The organism is Micromonospora palythoicola (assembly GCF_036689795.1).
Taxonomy (GTDB): Bacteria; Actinomycetota; Actinomycetes; order Mycobacteriales; family Micromonosporaceae; genus Micromonospora; species Micromonospora palythoicola.
Window position 1 is genome coordinate 1 of record NZ_JBAGKI010000021.1, and the last position, 14714, is coordinate 14714.

The window sequence follows — 14714 nt, forward strand, 5'->3', positions numbered from 1 at the left end:
AGTTGCGCAAGAACTGATCCTGCTTCAGAACAACGCCCACTACGGGGCGAGTACCCAGTTCGCCCAGGCTCGTCTATGGCGACTCATTAGCAATTGCCTTGTGGTTCCTGCGGCGGCGCTTGCGGCGCTAGCTGGAGGCATTTCGTTGTCCGATCCCTCGTCAGGGAACTTGGCAGGAGTCTTAGCGCTAGTGGCCTCTGCCCTTGCTGGTGTACAAGCTGCTCTAAACCCAGCACGCAAGGAGCTTACCGCACAGAATTGCGCAAACGCCGCACTTGAGGTGCGCAACGACGCTCGCCAGCTACTCACGCTAGACTTGGAAGGCATGTCTCCGCAGGGTGCCCGTGACCGGGTGCGCGAGCTAACAATGAGGATTAACGAGATCCATCGAATCGCAGACCCACCATCCGGGATCGCCTGGAGGCTCGGCCACCGCAGAGCCAGGAGGTCACGGGCATTCTTCGTGAAGGACGCGGAGCGAGCGGCCGACACCTCGACTAGCGGAAGGCAGTAGGCCCCGAGACAAAGCCGGCGTGCAGGTCGGCTCGTCCGTCGCCCATCAGGTTAGCCGCTTTCGGATGGTGGCTGACGTGCTACTTCTTCGGGTGCTGCTAGTCGTCTTTGGCGGCCGGCGACGACCCAGGCCGATCCCTCGCTTGTAAGTTCTAGGCGCTTCGTCCGGCAGGGTCCGTCCACGTCTTTGACGTCAGGGGTTAGTCCGTAGCTTTCCGGCCCTGTCCCACTCCGTCCGGCCCGGTTGCTGTCACCGTTGCTGTCAACAGCATCAGGACCGTCACCACTTATTGTTGGTCAGTCGCAGAGTCGGGCACCTGCTCGACCCCTTGTTCTGAGCGGGGCGAGGGGTTGAGCACCTGCTCTTGTGTGGGCGATCCGGCCTGACTGGGCGGAGCCGGCGTTATTTCGACCTCTGCAACCTCCGGCTTTTCCGCAGCTGCCGGAAGCAGCTTCTTGCGCAGCTCGGTAGCGCTGCGCCTCCGTTCGAACTCCTGCCTCAGCCTGGCGTCCTTACGGTCCCCACTGCGGGCATACACGGAAATCCCCCTACCACCATGTTCGCCCCACTTCTTAACCACATCTTTGATCTCGCGGAGCGCCTTGGCAGAGTGGTGAGATCCGTAAATCACAAGCCATTGACTATTGTTGTATACGGACCAATCAAGGACAGCCGTAGTTGGCTCCATTATTCGCCCGCGAGAGTCCTTGTACTCGACCTTCACGACATGTTCGTCGGGGAGGTCAGTGTCTTTGCGGTTCATGCCGGAGTCCCAGAAGGTTCGCCATTCCTGTTGCGGCACCAAGATCGGCAGCACCTTGAAGAGTCCCACATCCTCGGTATCGGCACCTTGTCCAGTGCTCCTTTTCAGCGCCGGCTGGGCATAGATGCGAACGTCACGCGCTGCCGTTGTCCCGAAATTTTTAATAACAAGGTCGATGAATTGCATGTCCGCTGGGCTATGCTCCATGTAGGCCACCACATATGGTTGAGCCTGCTCCTCACGGAGTCGCCGCGCCTCTCGAACCTGCCGCAAGGCAGCGATGCTTGCAATAAGCGCAATCACTACTGTCGTCCAGCCTGCGCCAGCAGCCCATGCATCGGGATTGGTTTTTGAGAGCCAGTCCCACAATTGAACGATCATAAACCACTCCTGTCACTCAACCGCAAAGCAACGCCATATCGTATGCCCTTACGCTTCGGAAGATCGCGGCGACCCAACCTACCTGAGCGGCCGACGCGATCTGGCCAGGACCCGCCGACGTCCACGTCCAGAGCGGTCGTCCCTCTCCGTCGACCTCCGGCAGCTTGGCGACGGCCTGAACCCGGATCTCGTCGACCCCTTGCCCCCCAGGCAACCACCAGCCGGTCTCCACCTGGCGCCGCCAGCCTCAAGACCGGCGATCCACCGTCCACCGTCGTCCAGGGCCGTTCGCCGTCGAACGTCGTGGTCGTCACCCAGTTGATCACTCACACGCTTGGCCCCGCCGGGGTCGGCTCGGCGTTTCTCGTTGAGCTTGCAACGCCGTTGCAGGCAAGCGCTACTCATTAGTCCGTCGGCCAGTACGCCGCGCGAAAGTCGGCACCTCAGGAACGTTTAGCTCAGCTCGGGCCGCCTCATGAAAGTAGGTCACTAGCTGTAGGTATTCGTCCTCGAAATCGTTCCAGTTCTTTTTTCTACGAGCATCCGGATCATTTGCTATCGGCACGGTCTTTTGATACAGGGCGACGGCGGCATCTTTTGTGGCCACCGACGCCAACAAACGCACTTCCTCTCCGAGAAAGATAAGCGCATCGACGTATTCTGAAAACGTTTCTTCGCGTGCGCTTGTTTCCCAATTATGCATTAAGGCGAACGTCATTTTGTGCGAGGCCACAAGGAACGAGGCGTACAATTCCTTTCGATTCACATCCCACCGCTGCCTGTCCTCGCGGTACTCTTGTCGCCTCACGAGCACAAAGGCCACGGCTTGGGATGTTACGACGCCACCAATCGCGAAAAGGCCGGCAATCAGCGGAACGCCCCACCAAGGAGTCTGATCCACATCGTCATGCTATGCATTCAGAAGGCCGTGGCCATCCCGTCTGCCGTCGACCCGCCCTTTCGGGGGGAGCGGGCCTCCGCCCGGCCCGCCATGTCAAGCGAACCTTGACGGCTACATCCGTAACCAGGTCGAGCGGCAGGAGGCGGCCTGATGCCCGGACGGTCACGCGCGAACGGGGAAGGCTCGATCTTCCCGTACCGCAACGGGTTCGCCGCGTACGTCTGGGTGGAGAAGCCGGACGGTAAGCGGGGCCGGAAGTGGGTCTACGGCCAGACCCGCGAGGAGGTCCACGACAAGTGGATCAAGCTGCACGGGCAGGCCAAGGCCGGTCCGGTGGCGACGCGCTCGCCGACGGTGGGGGAGTACGCCGGCTACTGGCTGCGGGAGATCGTCAAGCCGAACCTGGCTCCGGGCAGCTACGTCACCTACGAGGTGGTGGTGCGGCTCTACCTCGTACCGGGGCTGGGTCGCAAGCGCCTCGACAAGCTGCGGGTCAGCGACGTCCAGACGTGGATCAACGAGGTGGGGCGGACCTGCCAGTGCTGCGCCCAGGGCAAGGACGAGCGGCGGAAGCCCACCCAGCGCCGTTGCTGTGCTCTAGGCCGTTGCTGCCGGGATCTGCCCTCCGCGACCAGCGTCACCCACCTGCGGACTGTGCTCCGGACGCTGTTCTCCCAGGCCATCACCGAAGGGCTGATCTCCCGCAACGTCGCATCCCTGGCGAAGCTGCCGCCGGTACGGAAGCGCAAGCGGAAGGCGTGGACGAGCGACGAGGCGCGGCGCTTTCTGGAGTCGGCCCGCGCCGACGACGACCCGCTCTACGCCGCCTACGTCCTGGTCCTGGTGCTCGGGCTACGGAAGGGCGAGATGCTGGGGCTCACCTGGGCCGACGTCGATCTCGACGCGGGGGAGTTGACCATCGATCGGCAGCTCCAGCGGGTCGGTGCCGAACTGCTGCACCGGGAGACGAAAACGGCCGCCTCGGACGCCACCCTGCCGCTGCCGGACATCTGCACCGTGGCGCTCGACCGCCGCCGCACCGCACAGTCGGCTGCCCAGGATGCCGCCGGCCCGGCCTGGCAGCCATCCGACCTGATCTTCACCATCCGCTACGGCAGGCCGGTCGAGCCGCGCAACTTCAACCGCTTCCGGGACCGGCGTTGCGATGCGGCAGGCGTCCGGCGGATCACCGTCAGGGACGCCCGGCGGACCTGCGCCTCGCTCCTGGCCGACCTGGACGTCCACCCCCGGGTGGCAATGCAGATCCTTCGGCACGCCCAGTTCGCCATCACGATGGAGATCTACACGGTGGTGTCCTCGGCGGCCACCCGCGACGCGCTCAAGCGGCTCGGCCAAGCCCTCGACCGGTAACCGGCCCACTGCTGTACTTCGCTGCTGTACCGGCCCGGATAACTGCAACAGCGGCCCCGCAAAGGGCCGCTGAGCTGGAACGGAGTGGGCCGCCAGGGACTCGAACCCTGAACCTATGGATTAAAAGTCCACAGCTCTGCCATTGAGCTAGCGGCCCGCGCCGCTCAGGTTACCGGACACCGGCGGAAGCGGGCTCGCGGCTTCCGGCCCGCGGTCGATGCGTGGTCGTGGTGGCTCCCGTCAGGTGCGGGTGGACGCCGGTTGGCAGGATCGGCTGAGCGCCCCGCGGTCTCGTCGTTGGCCGGGCTGCCCGCTTCCTGGAGGTGCCGCAATGTCGGAGCCGATCCGCCTCGCCGTGCTGGCCGGGGCGACGCTCACCACCGGGCTGGTGGCGGGGCTGTTCTTCGCGTACGCCTGCTCGGTGATGCCGGGTCTTGCCGCGACCGACGGTCGGACCCTGGTCGGCACCATGCAGTCGATCAATCGGAAGATCATCAACGGCTGGTTCCTGTCGGCGTTTCTCGGTGGGCCGTTGCTCGTGGTGGTGGCTGTCGTCGGTCAGCTCGGCAGCGGCGGTGCGGTGCTCGGCTGGCTCGTCGCGGCGCTGGTCGGCCACCTGGTCACGCTCGCTGTCACAGGACGGTGCAACGTGCCGCTCAACAACCGGCTGGAAGCCGCCGGGCCGGTCGACGGGATCGACGATCTGGCGGGGGTACGGCAGTGGTTCGAGTCGCCCTGGGCGCGCTGGAACCTGGTCCGGACGGTGAGCTCGGTCGCCGCCTTCGCCTGCCTGATCGGCGCGCTGCTCGCCCGCTGAGCGGCCGGTGCCGGTGACGCCCGAGCGCGCGGCGGGCACCGAGGCGGCGGCGGCAAGCTTGGAAAGTGGCTGGCCGGGTACGGACCGGGCATGCGGATCGTGGTCGTGGGTGCGAGCGGGAACGTCGGCTCGGCGGTGCTGCGTCGGTTGCGGCGGGAGCCCGACGTGGAGATCGTCGGGGTGGCGCGGCGGCTGCCGCCTCCGGGTGCGGGTGAGCCGTACGACGGGGTGCGGTGGCACTCCTGCGACATCGGCCTGGCGGGCGCGGCGGACGAGTTGGCCGGAGTCTTCGCCGGTGCCGATGTGGTGGTGCACCTGGCCTGGCAGATCCAGCCCAGCCACGACCAGCACGTGTTGCACCGGACCAATGTCGGTGGCAGCCGGGCGGTGGTCGACGCGGTGCTGCGGGCGCGGGTGCCGGCCCTGGTGTACGCCTCGTCGGTCGGCACCTACGCGCCCGGTCCGAAGGACGTGCCGGTCAGCGAGCGCTGGCCGACCACCGGGGTACCCGGGTCGTCGTACAGCCGGGACAAGGCGACGGTGGAGGAGATGCTCGACGGGATCGAGCGGAGCCATCCGGAGCTGCGCCTGGTGCGGATGCGTCCTGGTCTGATCTTCCAGCGGGAGGCCGGCACCGAGATCAGCCGCTACTTCCTCGGCCCGCTGGCACCGGTTCGGCTGCTGCGGTTCGGCCGGCTGCCGCTGGTGCCGACCAACCGGCGGCTGCGCATGCAGGTGGTGCACGCCGACGACGTGGCGGACGCGTACGCCCGGGCGATCATGGGTGACGCGCGTGGTGCGTTCAACGTCGCGTCGGACCCGGTGCTGACTCCGGAGCTGGTGGCCCGGCACTTCCACGGCTGGACGGTGCCGGTGGCCGCCCCGGTGCTGCGGGCCGCCGCGACGCTCACCTGGCGGGCCCGGCTGCAACCGGTCGACGCCGGCTGGATCGAGCTGGCGCTCAACGCGCCGCTGATGTCCAGCGAGCGGGCCGAGACCGAGCTCGGCTGGCGTCCGAGCGTCGACTCGGTCACCGCCCTGCGGGAACTCTTCGCCGGCATGGCCGAGCGCGCCGGAACCGAGAGCCCGCCCCTCGCCGTTCCCCCCAGCCTCCCGGCCGGCCAGGGCAACCCCTACTGACCCCGCCTCCGCCGCTGTTGACCAAGAGCTTCGCGTCGAGGAACCGCCTCGACGGTGACGCAAACTTCTTGATCAACGGGGAAGGGTCGACGGGTCAGCGGACGGTGGAGGCGGTGAAGGTGGGCTTGCCGGAGCCCAGGTAGAAGATGCCGGGGTGGTTTTCGAAGCCGCGGCTGGGGTTGCGACGCAGGGTCGAGTTCTCGACGCGCAGCGTGCCGGTGCGGTCGTTGCTGACGAAGAAGATCGCCCCGCCGCCCTCCCGGGCGTCGTTGTCCTCGACGACTGTGCCGGCGAGGCGTACGGAGAACGTGTTGCCGTCGCAGTAGATCGCCCCGCCGCTGCCGCCGCCAGGCGTGCCGGAGCGGGCCGGGTTGGCGCCCTCGCCGACCGCCTCGTTGTCCCGCAGCACGCTGTTGAGCACCACCCAGGACACCCCGATGCTGCTCAGCGCACCGCCGTTGGCGCAGGAACCGCCGGTGAAGGTGCTGTTGACCACGTACACCGGCTGGTCGTCGTGCTGGTCGAGCACCCGGATCGCCGCGCCGCCGAGGTCCGGGCCGGTCCGGTCGCAGCGGTTGTCGACGAAGCGCGAGTTGACCACCTTGAACCGGCCACCCCGGACGAAGATCGCCCCACCGCCACCACCGTCGGTGCGCTGGCCGGTGGCGTCGCCGTCGGCGAAGGTGAGGTTCTGCACGGTCAGGCGCGGGTGATCCTGGTCGTCGCAGTGCGAGGTGGTCCAGCCCTGCAACGCGTCGCAGGTGTTCATGTAGAGGATGCGCCGTCTGCCCTGCCCGCTGAGCGTGACCTTGCCGCCACCGTCGAGGACCACCTGCGGGCCGTTGGCGTTGCGTACCTTGGCGGTGGCGGTCATCCGGATGGTCACCGGGTCGGGACCGCAGTCGAAGGTGATGATGCCGCCGGCCGCGACCGCCCGGATGACGGCGGCGGACGTGCAACTGTCGGCGGTGCCGTTGCCGACGGTGCGGGTCGGCTTCGACGTGTCGACCGCCCGCCCGGCCGCCGGCACGGTCACCCGTCCGCTCGGGTTGCCGCTGTCGGGGGCGGCCCGGGACGCGCGGGACGGGGTAGGGCTGGCACTGGCACTCGGGCTGCTGCCCAGCCCGGTCTGAGCCGCCGGGGTGGTCTGCGCGCCCGGTGCCTGCCCCGCGCTCGGCGTCGCGGACGTGTCGCTCCCCGGGGCCTGCGCGCCGCGCGGGTCGGCGCTCGGCACGGACGGGCTGCACGCGGTGAGGGTGGCGATGGCGACGCCGCACGCGACCGCGACGATGGAGGGTCTGAGGCGCACTCCGTGATGCTAGGGCCTGTGTCAACGAACCTGGGCCCCGCCGTGGGCGCGAGGATCAGGCGCTCGGCACGTGGTGCAGGTGCCGCCGTCGGCGTAGCCGGACGGCGAAGACGGCCGCCACCGTCACGATCAGCAGCACGGTGACCACCAACCCGTGCAGGAAACCGCGGGTCAGGTAACCGTCGTCGGTGTGGTCCACCGCCCAGGTGGCGATCTCCCGGCTCGACCAGAACGGCGTCAGCTTCGCGCCCGCGTCGGCCGGGTCGAGCAGCATCTGCATCGCCACCACGGTGAGCAGCAGCAGCGTGCCCTCCAGCTCGCGGGGCAGCAGGACACCGATCACCATGCCGAACGGTGCGGCCACGGCCACGCAGCAGAGCATCGCCACGGCGATGCCGCCGTACCGCAGGTTGTTCGCGTCGATGACGGTGAGCAGGAAGAACGGCACCGAGATCGCCAGTCCGAGCGCCCACAGGCCGAGCATCCGGCCGAGGTAGAGGTGGTGCGGTCGGTAGCCGGCGAGCCGGAGCCGGGGTTCGAGTTCACGGGCCGCGCTGGTGGCGAAGAGCGCCGCCGTGCTGACCGCCCAGCTGATGCCGAGCAGCAGCGCACGCACGGACTGCCCGACGTAGGAGTCCCGCCGGATCAGCCAGAAGGTCAACGGCATCAACAGCAGGAGCAGGAGTACGCCCCGGCGGCGCGCCAGCTCGCGCAGCGTCATCTCGGCCACGGTGACCAGCCGGTTCACGAACGGCCTCCCTGGTGGGCGGGGGTCAGGTCGAGCACCAGGTCGACCCGGTCGAGCTGGTTGAGCAGGTGGGTCACCACGACGATGGCCCGTCCCTCGTCGCGCAGCCGGGTCAGCTGGTCCCAGAGGTTGACGTAGCTGCCCTGGTCGAAGCCCTGGTACGGCTCGTCGAGCAGCAGCACGTCCGGCTGCGTCAGGGTGGACATGGTGAGGTTCAGTTTCTGCCGCGTACCGCCGGAGAGGTGCCGGGCGGGCACGGCGTTCTCGGCGTCCCAGCCGAGCTGTCGGGCCGCCGCCCGGCCGGCCTGCCGGGCCGGCCCCCGTGCCACGCCCTGGCCGGCGCCCACCAGCACGAAATGCTCGTCGGGCAGCAGGAAGTCGGCGGTGCCGCCCTGCTGGGGGCAGTAGCCCAACCGGCCCGAGACGGTCACCTCCCCGGCGTCCGGCGAGACCAGGCCGGCACAGATCCGTAGGAAGGTGCTCTTGCCGCAGCCGTTCGCGCCGACCACCGCGGCGATCTGTCCGGCCCGTACGGTCAGTGACGCGTCGCGGAGCACCACGCGTCGGCCGTACCGCTTGGTTAGGCCCCGGGCGTGCAGCCGGACGGGGCCCGGGCGCGGGCCGGGTGCGGTGCCGATGCTCTCCACGATGGCGGCGGCGTACGCCTGTGGCGAGCCGAAGACCAGCCACGGGTCACCGCCGCCCTCGCGCAGGTGGGTGGCCGCTTCGGCGACCACGTGCCGGGCGGTGTCCCCGCCCACCCGGCGCTGGTACAGCTCGGCCGCGAACGCGCGCAGCCAGTCGTCGGCGTTCACCCGTCGACCCCCTTCGTGACGATGCCGGTCACCGGGGCCACGAACGCCAACCAGGCGTTGCCGCCGTGCCGCAGTGCCGCTCGCCCGTCGTCGGTGAGTTGGTAGTACTTGCGGGCCGGACCGGAGTCGCCCTCCCGCCACCGCGCGGTGACCAGCCCGGTGCGTTGCAGCCGTAGCAGCACCGGGTAGAGCGTGCCGCCCTGGATCGGACCGATGCCCGCGGCGTCGAGGGACTGGGCGAGCTGGTAGCCGTAGGACTCGCCGTCGCGCAGCAGGGCGAGTACGCAGAGGTCGAGCACCCCGCGCAGCCACTGCCCCCGACGGTCGGAATCCACAGTCCGAAACCCTAGTGCCGCTATCTAGATGGCACAACTACCTAGTGCGGTACGGCGGACCGACGGACCGGTGCCGGCGCACGTCAGCCGGTCACCACATCGGAGATCACCACGGTCACGTTGTCGGGCGCACCGGCCTGGTGGGCGAGCTTCACCAACTGTTCGCCGCACTGGTGGCGGTCGGCGTGCATGCCCAGCGTGGCGGCGATCGCGTCGTGGGCCACGTAGTCGGAGAGCCCGTCGCTGCACAGCAGCAGCCGGTCACCGGCGGCGACGGTCACCGCGCCCATCGTCGGCGGCGCGTCGGCGCCCTGCACCGCCCGGGTGACGAGCGAGCGTTGCGGGTGGTGGCGGGCCTGCTCGGGGGAGAGGGCACCCTGGTCGACGAGCGCCTGCACGAACGTGTCGTCCCGGGTCAGCTGGCGTAGTTGCCCGTCGCGGAGCAGGTAGCAGCGGGAGTCGCCGACCTGCGCCAGCACCAGCGTCTCCCCGGCCAGCAGGGCCGCGGTCAGCGTCGTACCCATGCCGTCGCGGGCCGGGTCGGCGGTGATCGCGGCGTGGATGCGCTGGTTGGCGGTGCTCACCACGGCACGCAGCGCCTCGGTGGCGGCGTCCGGCGCGGTCGGCGGGACCAGCTCGTCGAGGATCCGGATGACGATCTCGCTGGCCACCTCACCGGCGGGCAGGCCACCCATGCCGTCGGCCACCGCGACGAGGCGCTCGCCGGCGAGGGCGGAGTCCTCGTTGTTGGTCCGGACCAGACCGATGTCGTTGAGGATGGCCGAGCGGAGGATCAGCGTCATGGGACAAGCTTGCCAAGAAGACCCTTCCCGCGTCTCTACGCACTACTGCGTAGGGTTGAGGAATGTTGCCGGTGTCCATGGTCGGGCGTGCCGGTGAGCTGGCTGAGCTGGACCGGGCCTGGTCCAGCGTGGTCCCGGGCCGCCGCCGCTCCCCGGCCGTCGCGGTCGTCACCGGGGGACCGGGGGTGGGCAAGAGCCTGCTGGTCGCCGCCGCGCTGGACACCTTCTCCCCGCGACCGGCGGTGGTGCTCAACGGCGCCGCCCGGGTGCACAGCCCCGCCCCGTACGACTGGTTGGCCGCGGTGTTGAGCGGACGCGACACCGCCCGGCTCGACCTGCCGGCCGACGCGCTGGCCTGGCTGGCCCAGCAGCCCACCGCGCCGCGTGAGCGTTACGCCCCCGGCACCCTGCTCCGGCTGGCCGTGCGTACCGTCCGGGTGCTGGTCGGTGCCGGTCCGGCGGTGCTCGTGGTGGAGGACCTGCACGCCCTCGACCCGGCCAGCCTCAACCTGGTCGGCGAACTGGCCACCGCCGACGGACTGCCGGCCCTGCTGGTGGTGGCGACCAGGCCCGCCGCGCACGCGGTCTCACCGGAACTCGCCGGCCGCACCCTGGCCCGCCTCTGCGGGGTACGCGGCGTCGTGCGACAGCACCTCGGCCCGCTGCGCCCGGCCGAGGTCGCCGAGGTGCTGACCCAGGTGTACCCGGACCCGCGCCCCGAACTGGTGCACGAGGTCTGGCGGCGCACCGACGGCAACCCGTACGCGCTCACCGAACTGCTCGCCGCGTACGCCGGGCAGGATCCCGACACCCTGCTGGCCCCGGCCGGCTCGCCGGTGCTGGCCGAGTCCACGCCGCCCCCGTCCCGTCCGGCCGTGCCCGCCTCCCGGGCTGCCGTGCCGGAGTCCGCTCCCGGCCGGTCGACGCGCCGCCGTGCCGCGCCGGAGTCCGGATCCACCGACGGGCCGGCGGCCACGCTCCCGGTCTGCCTGACCGGCCGGGAGGCGGAGGTGCTCGACTGCCTGGTCGCCGGGATGTCCAACAAACAGGTGGCCCGCGCCCTGGGCATCTCGGTCCGCACGGTCACCGTGCACGTCTCCAACCTGCTTCGTAAGACCGGCACCGCCTCCCGCACCGAGGTGGCCCTCTAGGCGGTCCGTCAACATCCCACCCGCCACCGCGCCGATCATGAAGTTATTACCCCGGCAAGCGCTTACCCGCCGCAATAACTTCATGATCGACCAAGGGGTGGGGTGGGTCAGTCTTCTGGGGGGAGGGTGGCGGCGGGGGTGTTGAGGGTTACCTCGGTGGGGGTGACGGTGGAGATCTGGTCGGCGAGGACGTAGACGGCGCCGGTGGGTACCAGCTCGGTGGAGACCTTGAGGTAGCCGGTGCGTAGCAGTCGGGCGGCCAGGTCCGCCGGCACGTCCGGTTCCGCCACGGTCGCGGATTCGATCAGTTCGTCCAGGCTGCTCCCGGGGTCGGTGGTCGGTGCCTGCACGGTCACCGCGTTCGGGTCGCCGCGCTGCACGAGGTCCACGGTGCCCACGTCGACGCCGGCCGAGTCGACCACCCGCATGCCGGTGGTGACCCGCGAGAGGGTTGTCCGCTGATCGATGCCCTGCTGCTCCATCCCCGCGCGGTTCCCACCCTCCCCACCCCCTAAACCCACCCCACCCCCACCCACCCCCTGGCCCCACCCCCACCCTCACCCGGTTGATCAAGAAGTTTTGGTCGCCAGCGCCGCGAATCCCGACCAAAACTTCTTGATCAACGCGAGCGGGGGGTGGGGTGGGGTGGGGTGGGTGGGTTAGGGGGTTGGGGGGCGGGGGGTTAGTTCGCGCCAGGTGTCGGTGCCTTGGAGCAGTGCGCGGATGGTGTCCTCGGCCTCGTCGACGGTGTCGTACTCGTAGAACCGGGAGACGCCCTCGGCGCCGCCGGCGCGTTGCTCGACGAACCATCGGTCGGCATCCGCCCGAAGGAAGACGTCCCGCCGGGCCAGCCGCCCCCACTTCCCGTTCCACAGGTGTTTCCGCTGCTCCATGGCTCGGACTCTATCGAACATCTGTTCGACACAAGGCGGCCCCTGCGGGATTCCCGCAGGGGCCGATGTGCGGTTGCCGGATTCAGCGCGCGGCGGGCGGTTCGTCCCGTCGGCCGAGCACGTCGTCCAGGGCGCCGCGCTGCTGGGCGGGGGTGGTCCGGCCGGCGGCGACAAGTGCGTCCCGGATCTCGGTGAGCAGCTTGATCTCCTCGCTCGGCGCGGCCGGCGGCGGCTCCTCGCCCCGCTGGCGACGCTCCGCCAGCCGGTTCATCGGAAACACCACCAGGAAGTACAGCGCGGCGGCGGTGAGCAGGAACGTAATCGTCGCGTTGACGAAGGCGACCCAGTCGAAGGCGATGCCCCGGATCGTCGGCGCGCTGCCGGCGATGCCCTCGTCGCTGCCGGTGATGAGCAGCACGAAGACCCGGATCAGTGGCTCCAGGAAGGACTTGGTGAGCTGGGTGACCACGCCGGTGAAGGCGGCACCGATGACGACGCCGACCGCGAGGTCGATGACGTTGCCGCGCATGATGAAGTCTTTGAAGCCCTTGAGCATCCGTACTCCCGAGGTGTCCCGTCTATGTCGGGGACAACCTATGCCCCGGGCGGGGGCTCCAGAAAAGTGCCGGCCTCCCGGGCGGCCAGCTCCGGGTCGCCGGCCCGGATGGCGGCCACCAGCCGGGCGTGGTCGACGTGCCGGTCCGGCGTCAGCGCGTCGCCCATGGCCTGGGTGAGGGTGCTGCGCATCGCGGTGCCGACCGAGGCGTACAGCTCGGCGAGCATGGCGTTGTGGGCCGCCGCGACCACCGCGGTGTGCAGCGCGGCGTCGGCCGCCACGAACTCGGCGACCCGGCCGCCGCGCCAGGCCGCCTCGCGGGCGGCGAGCGCGTCGTCGAGGGCGGCCAGGTCCTCGGGGGTACGCCGCCGAGCGGCGAGTCGGGCGGCCTCCACCTCGAAGGCGCGGCGTACCTCGATCACCTCGGTCATCCGGTCGTCGGTGAGCCGGCGGGCCACCACCGGAGCGAGTTCGTCGGTGGAGAGGACGTAGGTGCCGGAGCCCTGACGGCATTCCAGCACCCCGGCGTGGGCCAGCGCGCGGACCGCCTCGCGGACCGTGTTGCGCCCCACGCCGAGGATCTCGACCAGTCGCGGTTCGGTGGGGATCCGGCCGCCCACCGGCCATTCGCCGTCCATGATCCGCTGCCGGAGCTGGGCGATCGTCTCCCGGACCCGCCGGCCGCGCGGCGGCACCGGGGTGGCATCGACTGCCGGTGGCACTGGTTACAACCTCTCGCCGAAATTCATCCCATGATTGTAGGTTCGAGGTCATGCCCCCGTCATCCCCTGCCGTCCCCGCCGTCCCGAGGAACCCGGTCACCCGCCAGGCCATCCCGACGGACGCGGTCACCCGCCAGGCCATCCCGACGGACGCGGTCACCCGCGAGGCCGCCCGGACTTGCCACGCGCGGGTGACGTTGGCCCGCCCGACGCATGCGGTCACCGGTCAGGGCGTCCCGACCCGCGAGGTGGCGACGACTGCGGGGTTGGCGGGCGCGGTCGGCCCGGCCGGCGGCGCGGCTCCGACCACGTCCCGGGTCAACCCGACATGGCTGGTGCTGGCCGGGATGCTGCTGGTGGCGCTCAACCTGCGGGCCGCCGTCACCAGCCTCGGCGCGCTGCTCGACGAGGTACGCGTCGGGCTGGCCCTCTCCGGGACGATGGCCGGACTCGTCACCACCCTGCCCACCATCGCGTTCGCCGGGCTCGGCGCGGCCACCCCGTGGCTGGTCCGCCGGTTCTCCCCGGCCCGGCTGCTGGTGCTGGCGATGCTGGCCCTCACCGTCGGGCAGGTGTTGCGGGCGGTCACCGGCTCCGCCGTGGTGTTCCTGGTCACCAGCGCGCTCGCGCTGGCCGGGATCGCGGTGGCGAACATCCTCCTGCCGATGCTCGTCAAGCAGCACTTCCCGCATCGCACCGGGCTGGTCACCGGGGCGTACACGATGGCGCTGACGGTGGGTACGACGGTGGCCGCCGCGTCCGCGGTGCCGGTGGCGCACGCCTTCGGCAGTTGGCGGGCCGGGCTGGGTGTCTGGGCCGGGCTGGCGGCGGTGGCCGTACTGCCGTGGCTGCCGGCGGCGCTGCGCGTCGGCACCGCCGCACGGCGCGGTGGCATCGCCGCCCGATCGGGTGTCCGACCGGGACGCACCCGGCTCGGCTGGGCGATGGCGGTCTATTTCGGGGCGCAGTCGCTGAGCGGTTACGCGATCATGGGCTGGTTGGCCCAGATGTTCCGGGACGCGGGTTTCCGCCCGCAGGACGCCGGGCTGCTGCTCGCCGGAGTGACCGCGCTCGGGGTGCCGATCGCGCTGCTGATGCCGACGCTCGCCGGCCGACTGGGCAGCCTGCGGCCGTTGGTCTTCGCGCTGACCGCCGCCTCCAGCCTGGCGTACCTGGGTCTGGCGTTCGCGCCGCGCGGCGGGGCGCTGGTGTGGGTGGTGCTGCTGGCGTTCGGGCAGGGTGCCTTCCCGCTCATCCTGGCCACCATCGGGCTGCGGGCCCGGACCGCCGACGGCACGGTGGCGCTGTCGGCCTTCGCGCAGAGCACGGGTTACGTCATCGCGGCGCTGGGGCCGCTGCTGGTCGGGATCCTGCACGACGCGACCGGGGGATGGCTGGCGCCGATCGGCTTCCTGCTGGTCGCCCTGGCCGTGCAGACCTGCGCGGGCGTGCTGATCGCTCGCCCCCGCTACATCGAGGACGAGCGTTGAGTCGT

17 protein-coding genes and 1 tRNA gene are annotated in these 14714 nt (G+C 70.1%); 6 read left to right on the forward strand and 12 right to left on the reverse strand.

The features are described from left to right. Window positions 1-19 precede the first annotated feature (19 nt). On the forward strand, window positions 20-514 hold the full coding sequence (locus tag V5O40_RS27930; protein ID WP_408631868.1) for an SLATT domain-containing protein: 495 nt from the start codon (window positions 20-22) through the stop codon (window positions 512-514). 286 nt (window positions 515-800) lie between these two features. Here the strand turns inward: V5O40_RS27930 and V5O40_RS12115 are convergent, their stop codons facing one another. Together V5O40_RS12115 and V5O40_RS12120 are read right to left on the reverse strand one after the other, a co-directional pair. Further along, the gene (locus V5O40_RS12115; RefSeq protein ID WP_332905525.1) at window positions 801-1658 is read right to left on the reverse strand and encodes a hypothetical protein; all 858 of its coding nucleotides are present in this window, start codon (window positions 1656-1658) and stop codon (window positions 801-803) included. A 397-nt stretch (window positions 1659-2055) separates the two neighbouring features. Then, the gene (locus tag V5O40_RS12120) at window positions 2056-2559 is read right to left on the reverse strand and encodes a hypothetical protein (protein WP_332905526.1); all 504 of its coding nucleotides are present in this window, start codon (window positions 2557-2559) and stop codon (window positions 2056-2058) included. Window positions 2560-2709: 150 nt separating this feature from the next. Here V5O40_RS12120 and V5O40_RS12125 point away from each other — a divergent pair, with 150 nt between their 5' ends. Further along, window positions 2710-3930, forward strand: coding sequence for a tyrosine-type recombinase/integrase (locus V5O40_RS12125; protein ID WP_332905527.1), 1221 nt, complete (start codon window positions 2710-2712; stop codon window positions 3928-3930). Window positions 3931-4015: 85 nt separating this feature from the next. On the opposite strand, the gene V5O40_RS12130 is transcribed toward V5O40_RS12125, so the two are convergent. Then, window positions 4016-4087: transfer RNA gene (locus V5O40_RS12130), tRNA-Lys, on the reverse strand. A 174-nt stretch (window positions 4088-4261) separates the two neighbouring features. Here V5O40_RS12130 and V5O40_RS12135 point away from each other — a divergent pair. Both V5O40_RS12135 and V5O40_RS12140 read left to right on the forward strand, forming a co-directional pair. Further along, window positions 4262-4747: an anthrone oxygenase family protein gene (locus V5O40_RS12135; protein WP_332905528.1), complete on the forward strand. Its 486-nt coding sequence runs from the start codon at window positions 4262-4264 to the stop codon at window positions 4745-4747. A 90-nt stretch (window positions 4748-4837) separates the two neighbouring features. Continuing rightward, on the forward strand, window positions 4838-5887 hold the full coding sequence (locus V5O40_RS12140) for an NAD-dependent epimerase/dehydratase family protein (RefSeq protein ID WP_332905529.1): 1050 nt from the start codon (window positions 4838-4840) through the stop codon (window positions 5885-5887). Window positions 5888-5981: 94 nt separating this feature from the next. Here V5O40_RS12140 and V5O40_RS12145 read toward each other — a convergent pair whose 3' ends face one another. From V5O40_RS12145 to V5O40_RS12165, 5 genes are all read right to left on the reverse strand, one after another. Continuing rightward, a complete protein-coding gene (locus tag V5O40_RS12145; RefSeq protein ID WP_332905530.1) occupies window positions 5982-7196 on the reverse strand; it encodes a hypothetical protein in 1215 nt (404 codons plus the stop codon). A gap of 55 nt (window positions 7197-7251) precedes the next feature. After that, complete coding sequence (locus tag V5O40_RS12150; protein WP_332905531.1) at window positions 7252-7944, reverse strand: ABC transporter permease; 693 nt, start codon at window positions 7942-7944, stop codon at window positions 7252-7254. Then, window positions 7941-8759 carry an ATP-binding cassette domain-containing protein gene (locus V5O40_RS12155; RefSeq protein ID WP_332905532.1) on the reverse strand — a complete coding sequence of 273 codons (819 nt, stop codon included), beginning with the start codon at window positions 8757-8759 and terminating at the stop codon, window positions 7941-7943. Before V5O40_RS12155 ends, V5O40_RS12150 begins: the two co-directional genes overlap by 4 nt. Beyond that, on the reverse strand, window positions 8756-9094 hold the full coding sequence (locus V5O40_RS12160) for a PadR family transcriptional regulator (protein WP_332905533.1): 339 nt from the start codon (window positions 9092-9094) through the stop codon (window positions 8756-8758). The genes V5O40_RS12155 and V5O40_RS12160 overlap by 4 nt, the downstream gene beginning before the upstream one ends. A gap of 83 nt (window positions 9095-9177) precedes the next feature. After that, window positions 9178-9897, reverse strand: a complete 720-nt coding sequence (locus V5O40_RS12165) for a PP2C family protein-serine/threonine phosphatase (protein ID WP_269740333.1) — start codon at window positions 9895-9897, stop codon at window positions 9178-9180. Between the two features lie 62 nt (window positions 9898-9959). Here V5O40_RS12165 and V5O40_RS12170 point away from each other — a divergent pair, with 62 nt between their 5' ends. Then, window positions 9960-11048, forward strand: a complete 1089-nt coding sequence (locus tag V5O40_RS12170; RefSeq protein WP_332905534.1) for a helix-turn-helix domain-containing protein — start codon at window positions 9960-9962, stop codon at window positions 11046-11048. 107 nt (window positions 11049-11155) lie between these two features. Here V5O40_RS12170 and V5O40_RS12175 read toward each other — a convergent pair whose 3' ends face one another. The 4 genes from V5O40_RS12175 to V5O40_RS12190 form a co-directional block, all read right to left on the reverse strand. After that, window positions 11156-11515, reverse strand: a complete 360-nt coding sequence (locus V5O40_RS12175; protein WP_332905595.1) for a hypothetical protein — start codon at window positions 11513-11515, stop codon at window positions 11156-11158. A 192-nt stretch (window positions 11516-11707) separates the two neighbouring features. Further along, window positions 11708-11941 (reverse strand): hypothetical protein, encoded by a 234-nt coding sequence (locus tag V5O40_RS12180; RefSeq protein ID WP_332905535.1) that lies wholly within the window; start codon window positions 11939-11941, stop codon window positions 11708-11710. Window positions 11942-12023: 82 nt separating this feature from the next. After that, complete coding sequence (gene mscL / locus V5O40_RS12185) at window positions 12024-12497, reverse strand: large conductance mechanosensitive channel protein MscL (protein WP_332905536.1); 474 nt, start codon at window positions 12495-12497, stop codon at window positions 12024-12026. 38 nt (window positions 12498-12535) lie between these two features. After that, the gene (locus V5O40_RS12190; RefSeq protein WP_281582842.1) at window positions 12536-13219 is read right to left on the reverse strand and encodes a FadR/GntR family transcriptional regulator; all 684 of its coding nucleotides are present in this window, start codon (window positions 13217-13219) and stop codon (window positions 12536-12538) included. 50 nt (window positions 13220-13269) lie between these two features. On the opposite strand from V5O40_RS12190, the gene V5O40_RS12195 reads away from it, so the two are divergent. Continuing rightward, window positions 13270-14709, forward strand: a complete 1440-nt coding sequence (locus V5O40_RS12195; protein ID WP_332905537.1) for a CynX/NimT family MFS transporter — start codon at window positions 13270-13272, stop codon at window positions 14707-14709. Window positions 14710-14714 lie beyond the last annotated feature (5 nt).